Source organism: Pseudomonas sp. FP2338, from assembly GCF_030687515.1.
Lineage (GTDB): Bacteria > Pseudomonadota > Gammaproteobacteria > Pseudomonadales > Pseudomonadaceae > Aquipseudomonas > Aquipseudomonas salomonii.
In genome coordinates this window covers 1,217,325-1,240,193 of the sequence record NZ_CP117436.1, presented here as the reverse complement: position 1 = coordinate 1,240,193, position 22,869 = coordinate 1,217,325, and the positions used below count along the sequence as shown (strand labels likewise).

At 60.6% G+C, this 22,869-nt stretch carries 22 protein-coding genes; 11 read left to right on the top strand and 11 right to left on the bottom strand.

Annotated features, from left to right (window positions below; genetic code table 11):
• The first annotated feature begins 161 nt into the window (after positions 1–161).
• Genes PSH96_RS05490 through cmoB form a run of 4 tightly spaced genes read left to right on the top strand, consistent with a single transcriptional unit; the run spans position 162 to position 2,941 of the window.
• Positions 162–551 (top strand): protease inhibitor I42 family protein, encoded by a 390-nt coding sequence (locus tag PSH96_RS05490; RefSeq protein ID WP_056858879.1) that lies wholly within the window; start codon positions 162–164, stop codon positions 549–551.
• Between the two features lies 1 nt (position 552).
• A complete protein-coding gene (locus tag PSH96_RS05485) occupies positions 553–1,209 on the top strand; it encodes a lysoplasmalogenase (protein WP_305458007.1) in 657 nt (218 codons plus the stop codon).
• 35 nt (positions 1,210–1,244) lie between these two features.
• Positions 1,245–1,988, top strand: a complete 744-nt coding sequence (gene cmoA, locus PSH96_RS05480; RefSeq protein ID WP_305458005.1) for a carboxy-S-adenosyl-L-methionine synthase CmoA — start codon at positions 1,245–1,247, stop codon at positions 1,986–1,988.
• Positions 1,985–2,941 (top strand): tRNA 5-methoxyuridine(34)/uridine 5-oxyacetic acid(34) synthase CmoB, encoded by a 957-nt coding sequence (gene cmoB, locus PSH96_RS05475; RefSeq protein WP_305458004.1) that lies wholly within the window; start codon positions 1,985–1,987, stop codon positions 2,939–2,941. Before cmoA ends, cmoB begins: the two co-directional genes overlap by 4 nt.
• 140 nt (positions 2,942–3,081) lie before the next feature.
• Here the strand turns inward: cmoB and tadA are convergent, their stop codons facing one another.
• The 10 genes from tadA to lptF all read right to left on the bottom strand — a co-directional run bounded on the left by tadA (position 3,082) and on the right by lptF (position 13,624).
• Positions 3,082–3,579 carry a tRNA adenosine(34) deaminase TadA gene (tadA, locus tag PSH96_RS05470; RefSeq protein WP_305458002.1) on the bottom strand — a complete coding sequence of 166 codons (498 nt, stop codon included), beginning with the start codon at positions 3,577–3,579 and terminating at the stop codon, positions 3,082–3,084.
• A complete protein-coding gene (locus PSH96_RS05465) occupies positions 3,579–4,955 on the bottom strand; it encodes a multicopper oxidase family protein (protein ID WP_305458000.1) in 1,377 nt (458 codons plus the stop codon). Before PSH96_RS05465 ends, tadA begins: the two co-directional genes overlap by 1 nt.
• A gap of 251 nt (positions 4,956–5,206) precedes the next feature.
• Positions 5,207–5,950, bottom strand: coding sequence for a pyridoxine 5'-phosphate synthase (pdxJ, locus tag PSH96_RS05460; protein WP_305457998.1), 744 nt, complete (start codon positions 5,948–5,950; stop codon positions 5,207–5,209).
• 51 nt (positions 5,951–6,001) lie between these two features.
• Complete coding sequence (gene recO, locus PSH96_RS05455; protein WP_305457996.1) at positions 6,002–6,691, bottom strand: DNA repair protein RecO; 690 nt, start codon at positions 6,689–6,691, stop codon at positions 6,002–6,004.
• A gap of 194 nt (positions 6,692–6,885) precedes the next feature.
• Entirely contained in the window at positions 6,886–7,788 is a 903-nt protein-coding gene (gene era / locus PSH96_RS05450) for a GTPase Era (protein ID WP_034102340.1), read from the bottom strand.
• Positions 7,781–8,470: a ribonuclease III gene (rnc, locus tag PSH96_RS05445; protein WP_017136295.1), complete on the bottom strand. Its 690-nt coding sequence runs from the start codon at positions 8,468–8,470 to the stop codon at positions 7,781–7,783. The genes era and rnc overlap by 8 nt, the downstream gene beginning before the upstream one ends.
• Before the next feature lie 152 nt (positions 8,471–8,622).
• The gene (gene lepB, locus PSH96_RS05440) at positions 8,623–9,477 is read right to left on the bottom strand and encodes a signal peptidase I (RefSeq protein WP_305457994.1); all 855 of its coding nucleotides are present in this window, start codon (positions 9,475–9,477) and stop codon (positions 8,623–8,625) included.
• Between the two features lie 5 nt (positions 9,478–9,482).
• Complete coding sequence (lepA, locus tag PSH96_RS05435) at positions 9,483–11,282, bottom strand: translation elongation factor 4 (protein WP_003210439.1); 1,800 nt, start codon at positions 11,280–11,282, stop codon at positions 9,483–9,485.
• 151 nt (positions 11,283–11,433) lie between these two features.
• Entirely contained in the window at positions 11,434–12,513 is a 1,080-nt protein-coding gene (gene lptG, locus PSH96_RS05430) for an LPS export ABC transporter permease LptG (protein WP_058421490.1), read from the bottom strand.
• On the bottom strand, positions 12,506–13,624 hold the full coding sequence (gene lptF, locus PSH96_RS05425; protein ID WP_305457992.1) for an LPS export ABC transporter permease LptF: 1,119 nt from the start codon (positions 13,622–13,624) through the stop codon (positions 12,506–12,508). Before lptF ends, lptG begins: the two co-directional genes overlap by 8 nt.
• Before the next feature lie 284 nt (positions 13,625–13,908).
• Between lptF and PSH96_RS05420 the strand changes: the two genes are divergently transcribed.
• The 5 genes from PSH96_RS05420 (at position 13,909) to rlmF (ending at position 20,554) form a co-directional block, all read left to right on the top strand.
• The gene (locus PSH96_RS05420; RefSeq protein WP_305457990.1) at positions 13,909–15,399 is read left to right on the top strand and encodes a leucyl aminopeptidase; all 1,491 of its coding nucleotides are present in this window, start codon (positions 13,909–13,911) and stop codon (positions 15,397–15,399) included.
• 51 nt (positions 15,400–15,450) lie between these two features.
• On the top strand, positions 15,451–15,879 hold the full coding sequence (locus PSH96_RS05415) for a DNA polymerase III subunit chi (protein WP_305457988.1): 429 nt from the start codon (positions 15,451–15,453) through the stop codon (positions 15,877–15,879).
• A 7-nt stretch (positions 15,880–15,886) separates the two neighbouring features.
• A complete protein-coding gene (locus tag PSH96_RS05410) occupies positions 15,887–16,273 on the top strand; it encodes a DNA polymerase III subunit chi (RefSeq protein ID WP_305457986.1) in 387 nt (128 codons plus the stop codon).
• A gap of 212 nt (positions 16,274–16,485) precedes the next feature.
• Positions 16,486–19,332 (top strand): valine--tRNA ligase, encoded by a 2,847-nt coding sequence (locus PSH96_RS05405; RefSeq protein WP_305457984.1) that lies wholly within the window; start codon positions 16,486–16,488, stop codon positions 19,330–19,332.
• 202 nt (positions 19,333–19,534) lie between these two features.
• Complete coding sequence (gene rlmF / locus PSH96_RS05400; protein ID WP_058419400.1) at positions 19,535–20,554, top strand: 23S rRNA (adenine(1618)-N(6))-methyltransferase RlmF; 1,020 nt, start codon at positions 19,535–19,537, stop codon at positions 20,552–20,554.
• Between the two features lie 188 nt (positions 20,555–20,742).
• Here the strand turns inward: rlmF and PSH96_RS05395 are convergent, their stop codons facing one another.
• Complete coding sequence (locus tag PSH96_RS05395; protein ID WP_003188840.1) at positions 20,743–21,024, bottom strand: HU family DNA-binding protein; 282 nt, start codon at positions 21,022–21,024, stop codon at positions 20,743–20,745.
• Positions 21,025–21,420: 396 nt separating this feature from the next.
• Here PSH96_RS05395 and yejK point away from each other — a divergent pair, with 396 nt between their 5' ends.
• Positions 21,421–22,425 (top strand): nucleoid-associated protein YejK, encoded by a 1,005-nt coding sequence (gene yejK / locus PSH96_RS05390; RefSeq protein WP_305457981.1) that lies wholly within the window; start codon positions 21,421–21,423, stop codon positions 22,423–22,425.
• Positions 22,425–22,775 carry a glutaredoxin family protein gene (locus tag PSH96_RS05385; RefSeq protein ID WP_305457979.1) on the top strand — a complete coding sequence of 117 codons (351 nt, stop codon included), beginning with the start codon at positions 22,425–22,427 and terminating at the stop codon, positions 22,773–22,775. The genes yejK and PSH96_RS05385 overlap by 1 nt, the downstream gene beginning before the upstream one ends.
• Positions 22,776–22,869 lie beyond the last annotated feature (94 nt).

The following is a 22,869-nucleotide window of genomic DNA, read 5'->3' as shown; positions in this document are numbered from 1 at the left end:
GCTCCCGCTGGACTGCGCAGCAGTCCCAACAAAGCCGGGGCCGCTTCGCGGCCAGCGGGAGCAAGCTCCCTCGCCACAAAGGTTGCTGTCACTTTCTGCTTGTCACACCTTGTCTCATCTTCGGTTATGCTCGCCCTTCGTCGTGAATGAACGGAGCCCCCATGACCGCTGCCCGCCTGTTTCTCCCCTTGAGCCTTGCCCTGCTGGCCGGATGCGCCAGTGCCCCCAAGCAAAACGTCAGCGTGGATAACCAGAGCGCCTGCCCGCTCCAGCTTAAAACCGGACAAAACCTGATCCTCACCTTGCCGAGCAACCCCACCACCGGCTACCGCTGGGCCATCCAGGATTCCGCCGGCGGCGTGTTGCGCGCATTGAGCCCAGAGGTCTATAGCAGCAGCGAATCCGGTGTGATCGGTGGCGGCGGCCAGTCGACGTGGCGCTTCCAGGCCTTCGCAGCCGGCCAAGGCCGTTTGCGCCTGACGTCCCAGCAACCCTGGGAGCCGGAAGCCGAACCTGCCGAAACCTTCGACTGCGCCATTACGGTGAACTGATATGCCATGGCTGATCCTCGCGCTGATGGGCGCCGGCACCTTTATCTATGGCCTGACCACCCACGCCACCTTGTTGTGCTTGCTGGTCAAACCACTGCCGGTGCTGGCACTGCTGGGTTGGCTGCATGATGCGCCGCCCACCGACTATCGACGCTGGATCAGCCTGGGGCTGATTTTTTCCCTGGTCGGCGATGTGCTGCTCGCCTGGCCGGGCGACCTGTTTATCTTTGGCCTTGGCGCGTTCCTGTTTGCGCACCTGGCGTATTTGAAAGCTTATTTCAGCGATTGCCGCCGCCTGGCGGTGTTGCCCTTGGTATTGGCGCTGGTGGTCGGCGCGATTTTGTTGAGCATCCTGATTTCCCACGGCCTGGGCGATTTGCTGATCCCGGTGGTGGTTTACGCGCTGGTGATCAGTGCCATGCTCTGGCGCGCATTGGCGCGGTTGGGCAGTGAGGTGCCGAGACGCTCGGCCTGGCTTGCGGCAGCGGGGGCGGTGTCGTTTGTGTTTTCCGACACGCTGATCGGCATCAATCGGTTTGTGCTGGCCTTCGATGCGGCGCCGTATTTGCTGATCATCACCTACTGGCTCGGCCAGTGGGGCATCACGGCCTCGGCTTTCCATCAGACAACCCGCGCACACGAGGGCCAACTTGGCTAAAATGCCGGCCTTTCCCCCTCGTCGCCGGAACAACCGTGAGCAAAGAACCCGATCGCCTATTCGCCCAGCCCCTGCCCCAGGTGCCGGACTTCGCCTTTAACGAGGACGTGGTGCGGGTGTTCCCGGACATGATCAAGCGCTCGGTGCCGGGTTACCCGACCATCGTCGAGAACCTCGGCGTGCTCGCGGCGCAATTTGCCCAGCCGGGCAGCGTGCTCTACGACCTCGGTTCGTCCCTTGGCGCAGTGACCCAAGCCTTGCGTCGCCACGTGCGCACCGACGGCTGCCGGGTGATTGCGGTGGATAACTCCGCGGCCATGGTCGAGCGTTGCCGCGAATACCTCAACGGGCAAGACTCGATGTTCCAGGAGTTGCTGCCGGTTGAGGTGGTCGAGGGCGACATTCTCGCGCTGCAATTCCAGCCCGCTTCGGTGGTGGCGTTGAACTTCACCCTGCAATTTATCGCGCCCGAGCAACGCCTGGCGTTGCTCGGGCGTATCCGCCAGTCGCTGCTGCCGGGCGGTGCGTTGATCCTCTCGGAAAAGCTGCGTTTCAACGATCCCGAAGAACACGCGCTGCTCACCGACCTGCATATCGCGTTCAAACGCGCCAACGGCTACAGCGAACTGGAAATTGCCCAGAAGCGCAGCGCCATCGAAAACGTCATGAAACCCGACAGCCTCGAAGAACACCGCGAACGCTTACTGGCGGCCGGGTTCTCGAAAGTCGTGCCGTGGTTCCAGTGTCTTAACTTTGCCTCGTTGATTGCCTTGCCATGATTGATTTGTCCCCCCTCGCCCGCCACTTGGTCGGCACTCCTCTGGCCGTGTGGGCCCAGGGCCTGCAAGCGCAGCTCGACAGCAAAATGGAAAAGGGTCATGGCGACCTGGAGCGCTGGCAGAGTGCGCTGGACGCACTGCCGCAAATCCAGCCCAGCGACGTCGATTTACTCAATGGCCTGACGCTTGATACCGATTGCGACGACGCTACCCGCGTGCAAATGCATACCGCGCTGATGGGCCTGAGCCCGTGGCGCAAAGGCCCGTTCAACCTGTTCGGCGTGCATGTGGACACTGAATGGCGTTCGGACTGGAAGTGGTCACGGGTGGCACCGCACCTGGATTTGAAGGGCAAGCGCATCCTCGATGTGGGCTGCGGCAACGGGTATTACATGTGGCGCATGCTCGGCGCGGGCGCCGACAGCGTGATTGGCGTGGACCCGAACTGGCTGTTTTTCTGCCAGTTCCAGGCGGTACAGCGCTACTTGTCCGAGCCGAAGGCCTGGCACTTACCGTTCCCGTTTGAAGACCTGCCGTCGAACCTGGAAGGCTTCGATACGGTGTTTTCCATGGGCGTGTTTTATCACCGCCGTTCGCCGATCGAACACCTGCTGGCGCTCAAGGACACCTTGGTCAAAGGCGGCGAGTTGGTGCTGGAAACCCTGGTCGTGGACGGCGATCAGCAACAAGTGCTGGTGCCGGAAGACCGCTACGCACAGATGCGCAACGTGTGGTTCCTGCCGTCGGTGCCGGCGCTGATGTTGTGGCTGCGTCGTGCGGGTTTCAGTGAAGTGCGTTGTGTGGATGTGAGCGTGACCACGGTTGAGGAACAGCGTGGCACCGAGTGGATGAAGTATCAGTCGCTGAGTGATTTTTTGGACCCGGATGATCACAGCAAGACCATCGAAGGGCTGCCGGCGCCGATGCGGGCGGTGATTATCGCCAAGAAATAAACACTGATTTCCCTGACTAAATGGGGATCAACATGTGGGAGCTGGCTTGCCTGCGATGGCGGCCAGCCCGACAACTCATCAGTGACTGGTGCACCGCTATCGCAGGCAAGCCAGCTCCCACAATGGCTCCTCGGTGTTCTTTAGAGTGGGGGCTTTGCTCTGCGGGCCTTGAAGAACTCACTTAGCACCGTGCCGCATTCCTCGGCCAACACCCCGCCTTCATACAGCACCCGATGGTTGAGAAAGCCCTGGGTAAAAAACTGCCCCTGGCTTTGCACAATCCCGGCCTTGGGCTCGAGCGCGCCATACACCACCCGCGCGATGCGCGAATGCACAATCAAACCAGCGCACATGCTGCACGGTTCCAGCGTCACATACAGCGTGCTGCCCACCAGCCGATAGTTACTGATCGCCTGTGCGGCGGCGCGGATGGCGACCATTTCGGCATGGGCACTGGGGTCGTTGCCGCTGATGGGGCAGTTGAAGCCACGGCCGATGATTTCACCGTCCTGCACCAGCACCGCGCCCACGGGCACTTCGCCCAGCGCGGCGCCTTGGGCGGCAAGGGCCAGGGCTTCGCGCATGAAGTGCTGGTCACGGCTGCGGTCGATAATCGCCGCGGGGCGAATCTGGCGCATCACACCACCTCGATGGCGGCCATCAGGCCGGTTTCCATATGGTCGATCACGTGGCAGTGAAACATCCACACGCCTGGGTTGTCGGCCACCAACGCCACGCGCGCACGTTCGTTTTTGCCGAGCAGGTAGGTGTCGGTGAAATACGGGATCACCTTGTGGCGGTTCGAGGCGATCACCTTGAAACTCATGCCGTGCAGGTGAATCGGGTGCTGGTACTGGGTCATGTTCTTCAATTCAAAAATATAGCTCTTGCCCTTCTCAAGCCTGGCAATCGGGCGGTCGGCGCAGGTCTTGTCGGTGATGTCCCAGGCCTTGCCGTTGATCTGCCACAGGCTCGGCGGTTTGCCGTCATCCACCGACACGCTGCCGACCCACTCGAAATTGAAGTTGAGTTTCTCGGCATTGGCCAGGTCCGGCTCGGCAATCGGGTTGGCAGGCAGCGCTGGCGGCCATTCGCTCGGCGCGTCGGTATTGGCGACTGAACGGAAAGTGCCCAGGCGCACCGGGCCATTGCGGATTGAGAGTTCTTCACCGGCGGCCGGTGCCTTGATCGCCAGGCAAATGCGCATGCCCGGGCCTAGCCAGTATTCCTTGCCCAAGGGGCGCGGCTCGATAGGGTTGCCATCCAGTGCGTAGATCTGCGCTTCAACGTCGGGGATATTGAGGCGATACGTCAGGGTGTTGTCGAGGTTGAGCAAGCGCACACGAGTGATCTGCCCGGCTGGCAGGTCAATCACCGCCTGGGGCACGCCATTGATGGTCGACAATCGCCCGGCCGTGCCACCACGCGCGGCTTCACGGGGCACACTGAAGGCGACGAATGCGCCCTCTTCGTCCACGTGCCAGCTTTTCAGGCTCAAGGTGCATTCGTGCTTGAAACCGGTGGGCTCGCGCTCTTCGACAATCAACGGACCGACCAGGCCACGGCCGAGTTCTTCGCTGCTGTTCACGTGCGGGTGATACCAGTAGCTGCCGGCATCGGGCACGCGGAATTTGTAATCGAAGTATTCACCGGGCAGTACCGGCAGTTGTGAGACGTAGGGCACGCCGTCCATTTCCAGCGGCAGGCGAATGCCGTGCCAGTGGATGGTGGTGGCGACCGGCAGGTGGTTGATAAAACGCACCCGCAGCCACTCGCCCTGGCGCACCCGCAACTCGGTACCCGGCGCCGAGGGGCCGAACGCCCAGGCTTCGGTCTTGTGGCCGGGCACCAGCTCCACGTCCAACGGTGCGGCGATCAGTTCATAATCGTGACCCGCTTGCGCCTCGGCGACTTTCCCCAGCCAGTAGCGATAGGCGCCCCCGGCACCGACGCCCACGACGGCCAGGCCTGCCAGGCCACCCAGGATTTGTCGACGGGAAAAGGATCGGGACACAACAACCTCACGTATCGGCCGCAGGCCAGGGGCCCGCAAAGGGCAGATACGATACACCTGCATCGGCTAAACAGTAAGGCTTCGCATTGCCGCATGGCGAAAACGCTGGTTAAGCCTCTGGAGATTTCCTGTGGGAGCTGGCTTGTGTGGGAGCCGGGCTTGCCCGCGATGCAGGCGCCTCGGTTTTTCAGTTTTACCGAGGCGATGCTATCGCAGGCAAGCCAGCTCCCACATTTGATCTCTGTCGTTTCTCAGTGCTTGGCTGCCGCCAGAATCAGGGCTTTCATCTCGGCAACCGCGCCTTTGAAACCGACGAACAGCGCATGCGCCACCAGCGCGTGGCCGATGTTCAGCTCGTTGATGCCCTTGATCGCGGCCACGGCCTCGACATTGTGGTAGTGCAGGCCATGGCCGGCGTTGACGATCAGGCCTTCACTGAGGCCGAACTTGACGCCGTCAATGATGCGCTGCAGTTCCTCGGCCACTTCGGTGGGCGTGGTGGCATCGGCGTAACGGCCGGTGTGCAGTTCGATCGCCGGCGCGCCAACGCGACGCGAGGCTTCGATCTGGCGCTCGTCGGCGTCGATGAACAGCGACACTTCGCTGCCGATCTTCGACAGCCGCTCTACGGCCGCCTTGATCCGCGCTTCCTGGCCAGCCACGTCGAGGCCGCCTTCGGTGGTGAGTTCCTGGCGGGTTTCCGGCACCAGGCAGATGTGCGCCGGGCGGATGCGCTCGGCGAACGCCATCATTTCTTCGGTGACGCCCATCTCGAAGTTCATGCGGGTTTGCAGCACGTCCTTGAGCACCAGTACATCACGCTCCTGGATGTGACGGCGGTCTTCGCGCAGGTGCACGGTGATACCGTCGGCGCCCGCTTCTTCGGCGTCCAGCGCGGCCTTGACCGGGTCGGGGTAACGGGTGCCCCGGGCCTGGCGCAGGGTGGCGACGTGGTCGATGTTGACGCCAAGAAGAATGCGATTGCTGGTGGTCACGGAAGCGCTCCTGAAAAGGGAAAGAAACGCTGCACAGCATACACGGGGTTGTCAGGGCTTTCGAAACAACTCGCGACTGACCAGCGGGCGCCCGCCCAGATGCACGGCCAGCGCCTGGCGCATCAAGCGTTTGGCCGCGGACAAGGCGCCTGGCGCCGTCCAGTCCGCTTCGCTCATGGCCAACAGTTCGGTGCCCTGGAACAGGCCCGGTTGCAGCAGGTACACGCGCTCAAGCCCGGCGTCGACTTGCAGGCGGTACATGCCGTCGGCCGCGATGGGATCGCCGTGCAGGTCATTGCTCAGTTCGAAGCCGTAGCCCAAGTCATCGAGCAGCCGCCATTCGAAGGCGCGCAGCAGCGGCTCCAGCGGGCGCCCTTCGGCCAAGGCCAAAAGCGTGGCGGCATAGTGATCGAAGACTGCGGGGTGTGGGTCTTCGGCCGGCAGCAGGCGGATCAGCAGCTCATTAAGGTAAAGCCCGCTGAACAGCGCTTCGCCATTGAGCCAGGCCGAGTTGCCGACACTTTCCAGGCGACCGACGTTTTTCAACTCACCTTTGCCACGAAACTCCACGTCCAGCGCCACAAACGGACGTGCCAGCGTACCCGCCTTGCCTCGCGCACTGCGCAACACCGCGCGCAAGCGGCCTTGGGGCGTGAGGAAATCCACCAAAGCGCTGGTCTCGCGGTAGGCGCGGCTGTGCAGGACGTAGGCAAGTTGGCTGGGAGGTGGGGATTGGGACATGAGATGGGGAATCTCTAAAGAAGGAGAGCGCTTCTGTGGCGAGGGAGCTTGCTCCCGCTGGGCTGCGAAGCAGCCCCTATACCAGCCATCGAGTTATAGCTGAAAAAACTCGCCGGCCTTGTTGGGGCCGCTTCGCGGCCCAGCGGGAGCAAGCTCCCTCGCCACAACACGCCCGTGCGCCATCAGGCGAAGGGTTACAGGTCGCCGTAGCCCAGGGAGCGCAGCGCGCGCTCATCATCGGACCAACCACCTTTAACCTTCACCCACAGGTTAAGCATGATCTTGGAATCAAACAGCAATTCCATGTCCTTGCGCGCTTCGGTGCCGATGCGCTTGATGCGCTCGCCCTTGTCGCCAATGATGATTTTCTTCTGGCCGTCACGTTCAACAAGGATCAACGCGTGGATATGCAGGGTTTTGCCCTGCTGCTTGAACTCTTCGATTTCGACGGTGATCTGGTACGGCAGCTCGGCGCCCATCTGGCGCATGATTTTCTCGCGTACCAGTTCGGCAGCCAGGAAGCGGCTGCTGCGGTCGGTGATCTGGTCTTCCGGGAAGAAGTGCTCGTTCTCCGGCAGGTGCTCGGCGATCACGCGTTCCAGGGCGTCCAGGTTGTGGCCGTGCTGGGCCGAAATCGGCATGATCTGGGCGTTCGGCAGTTGCTCCTGCAGCCAGCTCAGGTGCGGCATCAGCTCGGCTTTGTCTTCGATGCGGTCGGTCTTGTTCAGCGCGACGATCAACGGGCCGGTGACGTACTGCACACGTTCCAGAACCATCTGGTCTTCGTCGGTCCACTTGGTGCGGTCGACCACGAAGATCACCACGTCGACGTCTTTCAACGCCGCCGAAGCGGTTTTGTTCATGTAGCGGTTCAGCGCCTTCTCGCCACCTTTGTGCATGCCTGGGGTGTCGACGTAGACCGCTTGCACGGTGCCTTCGGTCTTGATGCCCAGCATGTTGTGGCGGGTGGTCTGCGGCTTGCGCGAAGTAATCGCCAGCTTCTGGCCGAGGATGTGGTTCAGCAGTGTGGACTTGCCCACGTTCGGGCGGCCGACGATGGCAACATAGCCACAGCGTGTTGCGGTTGAATCAGTCATGGCCATTCTCCACGCCCAGGGCAATCAGTGCTGCAGCGGCCGCTACCTGTTCGGCAATACGACGGCTCACACCCTGACCTCGGCTTTTTTCATTCAATAAGGTGATTTCACATTCCACGAAAAACACGCGGCAATGCGGCTCACCCTGGATATCCACCACTTCGTAGCGTGGCAGTTCACAACCACGCGACTGCAGGTATTCCTGCAGGCGGGTCTTGGGATCTTTGTTGGTGTCGACCAGCGTCAGGCTCTCGATCTCCGACGCCAGCCAGGCGACTACGCGCTCTTTGGCGGTCTCCATGCCTGCATCAAGGTAGATCGCACCGATCAATGCTTCGAGGGCATCGGCCAGGATCGACTCGCGGCGGAAACCGCCGCTTTTCAGTTCGCCGGAACCCAGGCGCAGGTACTCGCCCAGGCCGAAACCACGGGCCAGCACGGCCAGTGTCTCGCCTTTGACCAGGCGTGCACGCAGGCGTGACAGCTGGCCTTCGCGCGCTTGCGGGAAACGCTCGAACAGCGCCTCACCGGCGGCAAAGTTGAGGATGGCATCACCGAGGAATTCCAGGCGCTCGTTATTGCGCCCTGCAAAGCTGCGGTGTGTGAGGGCAAGGACCATCAATTCCTGGTCCTTGAAGGTGTAGCCGAGCTGGCGCTCGAGACGGCTTAGAGAAACGCTCACGGTTTACCCATATCTGTTTGGTGGCACCGGCGGCCATCGACGATTGACGCAGTGTTCAAATTCAAATCCTGATTGGTACAGCAAGGGGTTGGACCATTGATTGTCCCAACCCCAGAAAAGCATTCGGCGCTGTGTTCACAGCGCCGCCTGTATTACTTGATCAGCCCGACCCGCGAGAAGTTCGGCAGGTGGCTGAGCTTGGGTTCCGGCCAGCTCATCCAGACCGCAAAGGCCTTGCCGACAATGTTCTCGTCGGGAACCATGCCCAGCAGGTCCTTGGGAATATTAGGGTCATCCCAATACCGGCTGTCGTTGGAGTTGTCGCGGTTGTCGCCCATCATGAAGTAGTGCCCGGCCGGCACTTTCCATTCGGTGTCGGGCGGCGAGCGGTAGCGGCTCATTTCCTTGCGGATCTGGTGCTCTACCGCGCCGAGTTTTTCCTGATACAGCTCAGCGCTGCCCAGGGTGTTCGGCTCGGTGCCGATCAACTTCTCGGCTACCGACTCACCGTTGACGAACAGGCGCTTGTCGCTGGTGTAGCGAATCACATCGCCCGGCAGGCCGACGACACGCTTGATATAGTTGACGTTCGGGTCGCTTGGGTAGCGGAACACCATCACATCGCCGCGCTGCGGATCACCGACCGGGATGACCTTCTTGTCGAGCACCGGCAGGCGGATCCCGTAGGAAAACTTGTTCACCAGGATGAAGTCGCCCACGTCCAGGGTGGGTTTCATCGAGCCCGAAGGGATCTGAAACGGCTCCACCAGGAACGAACGCAGCACCAGCACGATGAACAACACCGGGAAGAACGACTTGCCGTATTCAACCAGCAAAGGCTCTTTGTTCAGTTTCTCGATCGCCACCGCATCGGGCTGGCTGACGCTGCCCTGATACGAGGCGATCGCCGCCCGCCGACGCGGGGCGAAGAACACCAGATCGAGCAACGCCAGGAATCCGCAAACGGCAACGGCGATGACCAGCAACAGCGGGAAATTTAGTGACATAGGACCTAACTATCCAACCTGAGCACTGCAAGGAAGGCTTCTTGTGGAATTTCCACGTTGCCCACTTGCTTCATGCGTTTTTTACCGGCCTTTTGCTTCTCAAGCAGCTTGCGCTTACGGCTTACGTCACCGCCGTAGCATTTGGCCAGTACGTTCTTTCTGAGTGCCTTGACGGAGGTCCGTGCAATGATCTGCCCGCCAATGGCGGCCTGGATCGCGACATCGAACATCTGGCGCGGAATCAGTTCTTTCATCTTTTCGGTCAACTGGCGACCTTTGTAGTGCGCGTTGTCCTTGTGCACGATCAGTGCCAGTGCGTCCACCTTGTCGCCGTTGATCAGCACATCCAGTTTCACCAGATTAGCCGATTGGTAACGGTCGAAATGGTAATCCAGCGAAGCATAGCCGCGACTGGTGGATTTGAGACGGTCGAAGAAGTCCAGAACCACTTCGTTCATCGGCAAATCGTAGGTCACCTGCACCTGGGTACCGAGGAACAACATGTCGTGCTGCACGCCACGTTTTTCGATACACAGGGTAATAACGTTGCCCAAGTGCTCCTGCGGAACCAGGATATTGGCCCGCACGATCGGCTCGCGCATGTCTTCGATGGAGGACAGATCCGGAAGCTTGGACGGGTTGTCGACGTAAATCGTTTCACCGGTTTTCAGCGCCAGCTCAAAAATAACCGTTGGCGCCGTGGTGATCAGGTCCAGGTCGTATTCGCGCTCGAGGCGCTCCTGAATGATCTCCATGTGCAGCATGCCCAGGAACCCGCAGCGGAAGCCGAAGCCCAGGGCGTCGGAGCTTTCCGGGGTGTACTGCAACGACGAGTCGTTGAGGGTGAGCTTCTGCAGCGCTTCGCGGAAATCTTCGAAGTCGTCGGAGCTGACCGGGAACAGGCCGGCGTAAACCTGCGGCTGGATGCGTTTGAAGCCCGGCAGCACGTCGACGTCAGGGGTGGAGCTCAAGGTCAGGGTGTCACCCACCGGCGCACCGTGAATGTCCTTGATACCAGCGATGATGAAGCCCACTTCACCGGCCTTGAGGTCGGTGGTAGCAGTGTGTTTCGGGTTGAACACACCGACGCTGTCCACCAGGTGGATCTTGCCGGTGGATTTGACCAGGATCTTGTCGCCCTTCTTCACACGGCCGTGGCGCACGCGTACCAGGGAAACAACGCCCAGGTAGTTGTCGAACCAGGAGTCGATGATCAACGCTTGCAGCGGATCTTCGTAGTTGCCGGTAGGCGCAGGAATGGTCTTGACCAGGCGTTCGAGCACTTCGTCAACGCCCAGGCCGGTCTTGGCGCTGCACTCGACGGCGTCGGTGGCGTCAATGCCGATGATTTTTTCGATTTCTTCTTTAACGCGGTCAGGATCAGCCTGGGGCAGGTCGATCTTGTTCAGTACCGGCATGACCTCAAGGCCCTGCTCGATCGCGGTATAGCAGTTAGCCACGGACTGGGCTTCAACGCCCTGGCCGGCATCGACCACCAGCAAGGCACCTTCACAGGCCGCCAGCGAACGGCTGACTTCGTAGGTGAAGTCAACGTGGCCAGGGGTGTCAATGAAGTTCAGCTGGTACTTGATACCGTCTTTTGCGGTGTAGTACAGGGTAACGCTGTGGGCCTTGATGGTGATGCCGCGCTCGCGCTCGAGGTCCATGGAGTCCAGTACCTGGGCTTCCATTTCACGCTCGGCAAGGCCGCCGCACATCTGGATGAATCGATCGGCCAGCGTCGACTTACCATGGTCAATGTGGGCGATGATGGAGAAATTGCGGATATGACTCAAATCACTCACGGATCAACACTCAAAAAGGCTGCAGGCAGATTGCCCGCTGAAAAATAGCCGGGAATTGTACCTGATGCTCGGGCCGGGCGTCATCTTTGCTGACCAGAACAAAAATGCCCCGCTCATAGGAGCGGGGCATTTTTTGTGCATAAGCGCGGTATCAACCGGCCCGGCGCAACAGCCAGAACCCGGCCACGGCACAAATAGCCGTCGGCACCAGCACCGCAAACAGCGGCGAGAAACCGAATACCAGGCTCGACGGCCCAAGCAGGTCCTGGGCGATGCGGAAGGTAAAGCCCACCAGCACGCCGGTAAACACCCGCTGGCCGAGCGTTACCGAACGCAGCGGACCGAAGATGAACGAAATAGCCATCAACACCAGTGCGGCGGTGACCAGCGGCTGCAACACCTTGACCCAAAATGCCAGCCAGTAACGGCCGTTGTTCAGGCCCTGATCCTTGAGGTAGTGGATATAACTCCACAAACCGGAGATCGGCAGGCTTTCCGGGATCATGACCACGGTATTGAGCAGTTCCGGCTTCAGGGCAATGTCCCACTGCTCGGACGGCACATTGATCACTTCAGTGTAGGCCTTGGTGCCCTGCCCCACATTACGGAAGTACGTCGTGGTGACATCGTACAGCTCCCATTTCCCCTCGTCGTACTGCGCACGCTTGGAGAAACTGGAGGTCAGCATATGCCGCTCTTTGTCGAACGTATAACGCGTCACACCCACCAACAAACCGCCCGGCTGCACGGCGTTGATGTGGATAAACTCATCACCCTGGCGGTGCCACAGGCCGTGCCTGGCGCTCTGCGCATCCCCCGACCCCTGGGCCAGGGCACGATTGGCCTGGGCTGTGGCTTCGGTCGGTGGCGCTACGTACTCACCGATCAACACACTGCACGCCATCAGCAACAGCATGGGTTTCATGACCGCCCAGACGATGCGGCCGATGGAAACGCCCGCCGCTCGCATGATGGTCAGTTCACTGCTGCTGGCCAGGCTGCCCAGGCCGATCAGGCAACCGATCAGCGCCGCCATCGGCATCATGTCGTAGAGACGACGCGGTGCGGTCAGCGCCACGTAGCTCAGTACGTTGGTGACCGTATAGGTGTCGGTGACGTTGCTCACTTCATCAATAAAGGCAAACAGGCAAGCCAGGCCAAGGATGATGCCCAATACCGCCAGGATGGCGATCAGTACGCTGCTACCAATGTAGCGGTCGAGCTTAGCCACGAGCCAACTCCTTCAGGCCACGACGGCTCTTCATTTTCAAACGGATAGGTTCCCAGTAGAGCAGCCCCAGGCCGATCGCCAGGAAGATCCCGTGCACCCACCACAGGCCCAGGGCTGGCGACAGCTTGCCCTTCTCCAGGGAGCCACGGGCAGAAATCAGGATGGTCAGGTAAGCCATGTACAGCAGGATCGCCGGCAACAGCTTGAGGAAGCGGCCCTGGCGCGGGTTGACCCGCGACAGCGGCACGGCCATCAACGTCACGATAAACACCAGCAGCGGCAGCGAGACTCGCCATTGCAGCTCGGCAACGGAGCGCAGGTCGGGATTACCGATCAGCGATAGCGTCGGCAGTGCATCGCGGTCGGTGACCTCTTCACTGATGTCCGGTTTGGCCAGCATTACGCCATAAGTGTCGTATTTGACCGCCCGATATTCCGCCAGCCCAGGGCTGCCGTCGTAGCGATAGCCATTTTCCAGGATCAGGTAGCGGTTGCCGTCAGCGCGTATTTCCTGGCGGCCGCTGTTGGCTACCAGAATCGAAATACCCCGGTCTTTCTGGTTCACGCCGAGGTTTTTCTGCGAGATGAACACACCGCCCAGGTTAGAGCGGTCGTCGGTCATGGTTTCGGTATAGGTGACCCGCGTGCCGTCGTTGAGCGCCTGGAAGCGCCCGGGCTCGAGGGTATCGAACTCGGTCATCGCGTCCTGCTTGTTCAGCAGCAGCTGGAACTGCATGGCCCCCTGGGGCGCCAGGCTCATGCTCAACCAGGCCACCACCAGCGCAACGCCGGTGGCCGGCACCATGGTCATGGCCAGCAGACGCTGCTGGCTCATGCCGGTGGCCGAGAGCACGGTCATTTCGCTTTCAAGGTAAAGCCGGCCATAGGCCAGCAAAATACCGAGAAACAGGCCAAGGGGCAGGATCAACTGCAGGAAACCCGGCAGGCGAAAGCCCATGATCAGGAACAACGAGCCCGGATCCAGGGCGCCCGAGGCCGCCTGGGCGAGGAATTTGACGAAACGACCACTCATGGTGATGACCAGCAATACCGCACTCACGGCACTCAGGGTCAGCAGGACTTCGCGGGACAGATAACGGAAGACGATCAAACCAGACACTCCAGGGTTGTCAGGCTAAGGCGGCCAAACAAGCAAGCATACCGAGTCGACCCGCATGCACGGGCCGGCTAAAAAGATTGCGCATTATCCTGTGATTGACCGCGCCTGTCACGGTGCTTGCTCATGCGCGTGCACAAACCGTGCTGCAAGGGTTGTCAGGCTGCTCTGGCGAGGTTCAAACTGCGGCCTTTGTCGCGGGCGGTTTACAAAGCTGCCGAGCATCAAAGCCTGCGTACAGACGCCAGGCTCACAGACCTTAAATAAGGGACCCGAAAATGGAATTGGTTGTAAAAAGCGTTAGCCCCGAAACGTTGAAAACCGCCACCCTCGTGGTCGCCGTCGGCGAAGGGCGCAAGCTCGGCGTCGCCGCCAAGCAACTGGACGAACTGAGCGGCGGCGCCATCAGCGCGGTCCTCAAGCGCGGCGACCTGGCCGGCAAAGTCGGCCAAAGCCTGCTGCTGCAAAGCCTGCCCAACCTTAAAGCCGACCGCGTATTGCTGGTGGGCGTGGGCAAGGACGCCGAACTGGGCGACCGCCCGTTCCGCAAGATCATCAGCGGTATCCTCGCCACCCTTAAAGGCCTGGGCGGTACCGATGCGGCACTGGCCCTCGACGAAATCGTAGTAAAAGGCCGCGACAGCTACGGCAAGACCCGCCTGCTGGCCGAAAGCCTGGTGGACGGCGGTTACGTCTTCGACCAGTTCAAGAGCCAGAAGGCCGAACCGCGCGCCATCAAAAAAATCACCCTGCTGACCATCAAGGCCGCCCAGGCTGAAGTCGAGCGCGCCGTTACCCACGCCACCGCCATCGCCAACGGCATGTCGTTTACCCGCGACCTGGGCAACCTGCCGCCGAACATCTGCCACCCTACCTACCTGGGCGAACAAGCCAAGGCGCTGGACAAGGAGTTCAAGGGCCTGAAGGTTGAAGTGCTGGACGAGAAGAAGATCAAGGAACTGGGCATGGGCTCGTTCTATGCCGTGGGCCAGGGCAGCGACCAGCCGCCACGCCTGATCGTGATGCAATACAACGGCGGCAAAAAGTCCGAGAAGCCTTACGCGCTGGTCGGCAAAGGCATCACCTTCGACACCGGCGGCATCAGCCTCAAGCCGGGCGCCGGCATGGACGAGATGAAGTACGACATGGGCGGCGCCGCCAGCGTGTTCGGCACCCTGCGTGCCGTGCTGGAACTCAAGCTGCCGATCAACCTGGTGTGCATCCTGGCCTGCGCCGAGAACATGCCGAGCGGTGGTGCTGCACGCCCGGGTGACATCGTCACCACCATGAGCGGCCAGACCGTCGAGATCCTCAACACCGACGCCGAAGGCCGTCTGGTGCTGTGCGATGCCCTCACCTACGCCGAACGCTTCAAGCCACAGGCCGTGATCGACATTGCCACCCTGACCGGCGCCTGCGTAGTCGCCCTGGGCGCTCACACTTCGGGCCTGCTGGGTAACAACGACGAGCTGATCGAGCAACTGCTCAGCGCCGGCAAGGCTGCCGACGACCGCGCCTGGCAACTGCCGCTGTTCGACGAGTACCAGGAACAACTGGACAGCCCGTTCGCCGACATCGCCAACATCGGCGGCCCTAAAGCCGGCACCATCACCGCTGCCTGCTTCCTGTCGCGCTTCGCCAAGAACTTCAACTGGGCGCACCTGGACATCGCCGGTACGGCCTGGACCAGTGGCGGCAAGGATAAGGGCGCCAGTGGCCGTCCGGTTCCTCTGTTGACCCAGTACCTGCTGGATCGCGCCAAAGCCTGAAACTGAAGATTCCGGGGTGGCCTGCATGGCGCCCCGGTCTCAGGAACCGCAATGACCCAAGTCGACTTCTATATATTGCCGAGCGCCGATCCCTCCGCGCGCCTGGACTTTGCCTGCAAACTCACCGAAAAAGCCTGGCGCATGGGCCACCGCATCTACCTGCATTGCAGCGATGCCGCCCAGCGTGAAGACCTTGACGCTCGCCTGTGGCGCTTCAAGGGCGAAAGCTTCGTGCCCCACGGCCCTGCGGAGTCCGAACCCGAAGGCCAAATTGTGTTGGGTTTAGGCGACAGCTGCGGCGATCACCAAGACCTGCTTGTCAACCTGGACCTGAAAGTACCGGCCTTTGCCAAGGCGTTTGCCCGCGTGGCGGAAGTGGTGGTGGAAGACCCTGCTATTCGTCAGGCCGCGCGGGAGAGTTTCCGTTTCTACCGCGAACAGGGCTATCCTCTGCAAGATCACCGGCTACAACGACTTTGAGCACACGATGGACACTCCAAACCCGCTGAAAAAAGACGACCACTTGCTGGACGACCTGGAGTCGATCCGTCAATTGCTCGGTGATGATGAGTTGCAACCGCCGCTGCTGACCAACTCGGTCGAGAGCGAAGTACAGATTCCGCTGTTGTTCGACATGGTCGGTGGCAAACCTGCCGCACCTGAGGCTGTCGCGCCGGCACCCGCTGCAGAACCGGCACCCACCGCTGAAAAAGCGCCTGACGCGTTGCTGCTGCACCTGGACAACGAACTGCGTGCCGCTGCGCAATTGATCATGCAGGATGTGATCGACGACTTTGCCCCGCATATTGAAGCCGAGATCAAACGGCGGATGGATGCGCGGATGGAGCGGCTATTAAGCCAATACCAGTCCTGAGCCTTACTTAGATCCCTGTGGGAGCTGGCTTGCCTGCGATGGCGGTTTCTCAGTCGAACCCTTTGGCGACTGCCACACCGCCATCGCAGGCAAGCCAGCTCCCACATTTGCTCAACATACATCTCTAGCCCGTCTTCGCCTCGCCCTGCGCCTTATCCCCCGTTATACTTGTCGGCTTTCCTGAATTAATGCCAACTAGGGTCCCGCCGCGCATGGATAAGACCTACCAGCCGCACGCCATTGAAACTTCCTGGTACAACACCTGGGAGTCCGAGAATTATTTCGCCCCACAAGGTGCCGGCGAGTCCTACACCATCATGATTCCGCCACCGAACGTCACTGGCAGCCTGCACATGGGCCATGGCTTCAATAATGCGATCATGGATGCGTTGATCCGTTTCCGCCGCATGCAGGGCCGCAACACCCTGTGGCAACCGGGTACCGACCACGCCGGTATCGCCACGCAAATGCTGGTGGAGCGCCAGCTGGAAGCCACCGGACAGAACCGTCACGACCTGGGTCGCGAGAAGTTCCTGGAGAAAATCTGGGAATGGAAAGACCAGTCCGGCGGCAATATCAGCCGTCAGATCCGTCGCCTCGGTTCGTCTGTGGACTGGAGCCGCGAGCGCTTCACCATGGACGACGGCCTGTCGGAATCGGTGAAAGAGGCCTTCGTACGCCTGCATGAAGACGGCCTGATCTACCGCGGCAAGCGCCTGGTCAACTGGGACACCAAGTTGCACACGGCAATTTCCGACCTCGAAGTGGAAAACCACGACGAGAAAGGCTTCCTGTGGAACCTCAAGTACCCGCTGGCCGATGGCGCCAAAACCGCCGAGGGCAACGACTACCTGATCGTCGCCACTACCCGTCCGGAAACCATGCTCGGCGACGCCGCCGTTGCCGTTAACCCGAACGACGAGCGCTACCAGGCGCTGATCGGCAAATTCGTTGAGCTGCCGCTGGTTGGCCGTCGTATCCCGATCATTGCGGACGACTACTGCGACCCTGAGTTCGGCACCGGCTGCGTGAAAATCACCCCGGCCCACGATTTCAACGACTACGAAGTCGGCAAGCGCCACAACCTGCCGTTGCTGAACATTTTCGACAAGAACGCCGCCGTACTGCCGGCCTGCCAGGTGTTCAACCTGGACGGCACGCTGAACGAGAGCATCGACGGCAAGATCCCGGCCGAATACGCCGGCCTCGACCGTTTCGAAGCGCGCAAGCAGATCGTGGCCGCCTTCGACGCCGCCGGTTTGCTGGTAAGCGTTGACGACCACGGCCTCAAAGTGCCGAAAGGTGATCGTTCCGGCACCGTGATCGAGCCGTGGCTGACCGACCAGTGGTACGTGTCCACCAAGCCGTTGGCCGAGCCTGCGATTGCTGCCGTGGAAGACGGCCGCATCCAGTTCGTGCCTAAACAGTACGAAAACATGTACTTCTCGTGGATGCGTGACATCCAGGATTGGTGCATCAGCCGTCAACTGTGGTGGGGCCACCGCATTCCGGCCTGGTACGACGAGTCGGGCAAGGTCTATGTCGGTCGCGATGAAGCCGAAGTGCGTGCCAAGCACAACCTCGGCGCAGACATCGCCCTGCAACAGGACAACGACGTACTCGACACCTGGTTCAGCTCGGGCCTGTGGACCTTCTCGACCCTGGGCTGGCCACAGCAGACCGAGTTCCTGAAGAAATTCCACTCCACCGATGTGCTGGTTACCGGGTTCGATATCATTTTCTTCTGGGTTGCCCGGATGATCATGCTCACCATGCACTTGGTGAAGAACGAAGACGGCACGCCGCAAGTACCGTTCAAGACCGTGTACGTGCACGGCCTGGTACGTGATGGCCAGGGCCAGAAGATGTCCAAGTCCAAGGGCAACGTCCTGGACCCGCTGGACATCATCGACGGCATCGACCTGGAAACCCTGGTGCAGAAACGCACCTCGGGCCTGATGCAGCCAAAGTTGGCCAAGAAGATCGAGAAGCAGACCCGCGACGAGTTCGCCGACGGCATCGCCAGCTACGGCACCGACGCCCTGCGCTTCACCTTCTGCTCGCTGGCGTCCACCGGTCGCGACATCAAGTTCGACATGGGCCGCGTCGAAGGCTACCGCAACTTCTGCAACAAGATCTGGAACGCCGCGCGCTACGTGCTGGACAAAGGCGAAGACTGCGGCCAGAACGGCGAAGCCGTTGAGCTGAGCCTGGCGGATCGCTGGATCATCTCGCAGTTGCAGCGCACCGAAGCCGAAGTAACCCGCCAACTCGACCAGTTCCGTTTCGACCTGGCCGCCCAGGCCTTGTACGAGTTCATCTGGAACCAGTATTGCGACTGGTACCTGGAACTGTCCAAGCCCGTGCTGTGGGACGAAAACTCGCCGATCGAACGCCAGCGCGGCACCCGCCGCACCCTGGTGCGCGTACTCGAAGTGGCGCTGCGCCTGGCGCACCCGTTCATGCCGTTCATCACCGAAGAGATCTGGCAGCGCATCGCGCCGCTGGCCGGTATCGAAGGCAAGACCATCATGCTGCAACCTTGGCCGGTGGCCAATGAAGCGCGCATCGATGAGGCCGCCGAAAGTGATATCGAATGGCTCAAGACCCTGATGATGGGCACGCGTAATATCCGTGCCGAGATGAACATCGGGCCGGGCAAGCCGTTGGCAGTGTTTGTGAAGAACGCCAGTGCCGAAGATCAGCGTCGCCTCACCGAGAACGATGCGCTGCTCAAGAAGCTGGCGAAGCTGGAGTCGATCACTGTATTGGCGGCTGGCGAAGATGCGCCTTTGTCGGCGACTGCATTGGTCGGCGACATGGAAGTGCTGGTGCCAATGGCCGGCCTGATCGACAAGGGCGCGGAACTGGCCCGTCTCGACAAGGAAATCGCACGCCTGCAAGGGGAAGTGCAGCGAGTGGGCGGCAAGCTGTCTAATGCGGCGTTTGTCGACAAGGCGCCGGCTGAGGTGATCGATAAGGAGCGTGCCAAGTTGGCTGAAGCGGAACAGGCTTTGGGCAAGCTGGCCGAGCAACATGCGCGGATTTCCAGTCTGTAAGCTGAAAACCGTGTAAAAAAGAGACCTTCGGGTCTCTTTTTTTTGCTCTTTGTGGGAGCTGGCTTGCCTGCGATGCAGGCCACTCGGTCTACCTGCCAGACCGAGCTGATGCCATCGCAGGCAAGCCAGCTCCCACATTTGAACGAGTTGGCCTCAGGATGTGTGACAATACCCACCACTTTGAGCCCACACCAGAATCAACATGACCGCCCCCAGCACACCCAAACCTCCGCGCAAGAAGCCTAAAACCGTCGCCCCGGCCAAGCCCGTCGCGCCGCGCAAAGAGGCTACCTTGCACCCGCGCAACCGCCACACAGGCCGTTACGACTTCCCGGCGCTGATCAAGACCACGCCGGAACTGGCGAAATTCGTGATCATCAACCCGTATGGCAAAGAGAGCATCGACTTCGCCAGCCCGGACGCGGTGCGGGTGTTCAACCGGGCACTGCTCAAGTCGTTCTATGGCATCCAGCATTGGGATATCCCGCAGGATTACCTGTGCCCGCCGGTACCGGGGCGTGCCGACTATGTGCACTTCCTCGCCGACCTGCTGGCCAGCGTCAACGACGGCAAGATTCCGCGCGGCTCTATCGTCAAGGTGCTGGACATCGGCATGGGCGCCAACTGCGTCTATCCGCTGATCGGCTATATGGAGTACCGCTGGAATTTCCTCGGCTCCGAGGTCGACCCAATCGCTGTGGCCGCCGCCAAGGCCATCGTGCAGTCCAATGACCTGAGCAAGGTCATCCAGTTGCGCCAGCAACCCAACCCCAAACAGATCCTGCTGGGCTTGCTGGAGCCGGGTGAGCGCTTTGACCTGACCATGTGCAACCCGCCCTTCCACGCGTCCATGGACGAAGCCACCAAGGGCAGCGAGCGCAAATGGCGCGCCCTGGGCAAGGCCGATCCCAAGCGCAAGCTGCCGGTGCTGAACTTCGGCGGTCAATCGGCGGAGCTGTGGTGTGAAGGCGGCGAAGCGCGTTTTGTGACGCAGCTGATCGCCGAGAGCGCGCACTTTGCCCACAAGGTGCTGTGGTTCAGCACACTGGTGTCAAAAGCGTCGAATTTGCCCGCGATCGAGACAGCCCTGAAAAAAGCCGGCGTGCTGGAAAGCCAGGTGGTGGAGATGTCCCAGGGCCAGAAGCAAAGCCGTTTTGTGGCCTGGACCTTCCAGACCAAGAACGAGCAGCAGATCTGGCGCCAGCGCTGGGTTCGCGACTAAACCTGTGGCGAGGGAGCTTGCTCTCGCTGGGTGCGTAGCGGCCCAAAAATCTTGGGAGCGCTTCGCACTGGAGCGCCAGCCCGGTCCAGCGGGAGCAAGCTCCCTCGCCACACAAAGCACATCACAAATCGCAGGCAACAAAAAACCGTGCCCGGATCGCTCCGAGGCACGGTTTTTTTTGCTGCGTCTTACTTGTTAACAGCGTCGGTCAGGCCTTTGGCCACAACCAGCTTGATAACTTTCTTGGCAGCGATTTCGATGGCAGCGCCAGTCGAAGGGTTACGGCCAGTACGGGCTGGACGCTCGGTCACTTTCAGTTTGCCAACGCCTGGCAGAGTGATTTCGCCGCCGTTTTCCAGCTGATCAGCAACAACTTGGCTCAGTTGGTCCAGCAGAGCGCGCACGGTAGTTTTCGGTGCGTCTACTGCTTCAGCCAGGTCAGCGATCAGTTGGTCTTTAGTAATAGCCATTGTGGTGTTCCTTCCCTATCAAATTCATATGGATTGCAGAGTGCAGTGTCAGCCGTCGAGCCCGACCGTCATGGCCCGGCACCCCCGGCCATAACCACGGAGATCGGGGTTATAGATGCTTGAAACGGGGATTGGTTCGACCTGACAGATGCTGAATGCACGCTTAACGCCGAGACTTGGCGTAAGACGGGGCAAAACTAGCACAGAGACGGGGAAATATCCGCCTCAACATACCCATTTGGTCAGCTTTATCGCTCTAAACCGTGAAAAAAAGGCATATGGGCCGTCGGAGGTCGTCCAAAACCGCCTTGCAGGCGCGTCTTGACCAATGGGTGCGGTACACTGGGCGACTTTTTGGGGAGGCCCACCGCTCCCCGTCAACCAGCCGAGAAGCCTATGCCGATCCGTCATTGCATTGTTCACCTGATCGACAAAAAACCCGACGGCACACCTGCAGTTCTGCATGCCCGCGATTCGGAGCTGTCCGAATCCGCCGCCATCGAGAACATGCTGGCCGACCTCAACGAGAGCTACAACGCCAAACAAGGCAAGGCCTGGGGTTTCTTCCATGCCGAGTCCGGCGCGCACCCGTTCAGCGGCTGGTTGAAGGAGTATTTCGACGGTGGCCAGGATTTCACCACCTTCAGCCGCACGGCGGTCGAGCACCTGCAAAAGCTGATGGAGGAGTCCAACCTCTCCACCGGCGGCCACGTGCTGTTTGCCCACTATCAACAAGGCATGACCGATTACCTGGCCATCGCCCTGCTACACCACAGCGAAGGCGTGGCAGTGACCGATGAGCTGGACGTGACCCCGTCGCGCCACCTGGATCTGGGCCAGTTGCACCTGGCGGCGCGCATCAACGTCTCCGAGTGGCAGAACAACAAGCAGTCCAAGCAGTACATCTCGTTTATCAAGGGCAAGAACGGCAAGAAGGTCTCGGAGTACTTCCGCGAATTTATTGGCTGCCAGGAAGGCGTCGACGGCCCGGGCGAGACCCGCACCCTGCTCAAGGCCTTCAGTGACTTTGTTGAGAGCGAAGACCTGCCGGACGAGTCCGCCCGCGAAAAGACCAAAACCCTGGTTGACTACGCCAGCAGCCAGGCCAAGCTTGGCGAGCCGATGGGCCTGGAAGAACTGTCGGGCTTGATCGATGAAGATCGGCCAAAAGCGTTCTACGACCATATCCGCAACAAGGATTACGGCCTGTCACCGGAAATTCCGGCCGACAAACGCACCCTCAACCAGTTCCGCCGCTTCACCGGCCGCGCCGAAGGCCTGTCCATCAGCTTTGAAGCGCACCTGCTGGGCGACAAGATCGAATACGACGAAGCCGCCGGCACCTTGATCATCAAGGGCCTGCCCACCCAACTGACCGACCAGCTCAAGCGCCGTAACTGATGCTGGGCGGGGTACTCAAGAAAGTCCTGTTGGTGTTGCTGGTGGTGGTAGTCATCCAGAACTGGGGCAAGATCGAGCGGCTGTTCAACCCCTCGCAGGTGGTTTCGGAGCAGGTACGCGCCTCGGCGCGCGTGGTGCTCTACTCCACCGAGTGGTGCGGCTACTGCAAGCAGATACGGCGTTTTCTGGACCAGAAAGGCGTGCCGTACCAGGCGTTCGATATCGAGAAAGATGCCCAGGCGCGCAAGGCGTACGAGGCGCTGGGCGGCGGCGGGATTCCGTTTGTGGAGGTCAATGGTACGCTCATTCGTGACTACAACCCGGAAGCGATTATGGCTGCCTTGAAGTAACCCCGCCGTTGCAGAAGCCCGTTTGTGTGGGAGCTGGCTTGTAGGAGAGCTGGCTTGTGTGGGAGCTGGCTTGCCTGCGATAGCATCACCGCGC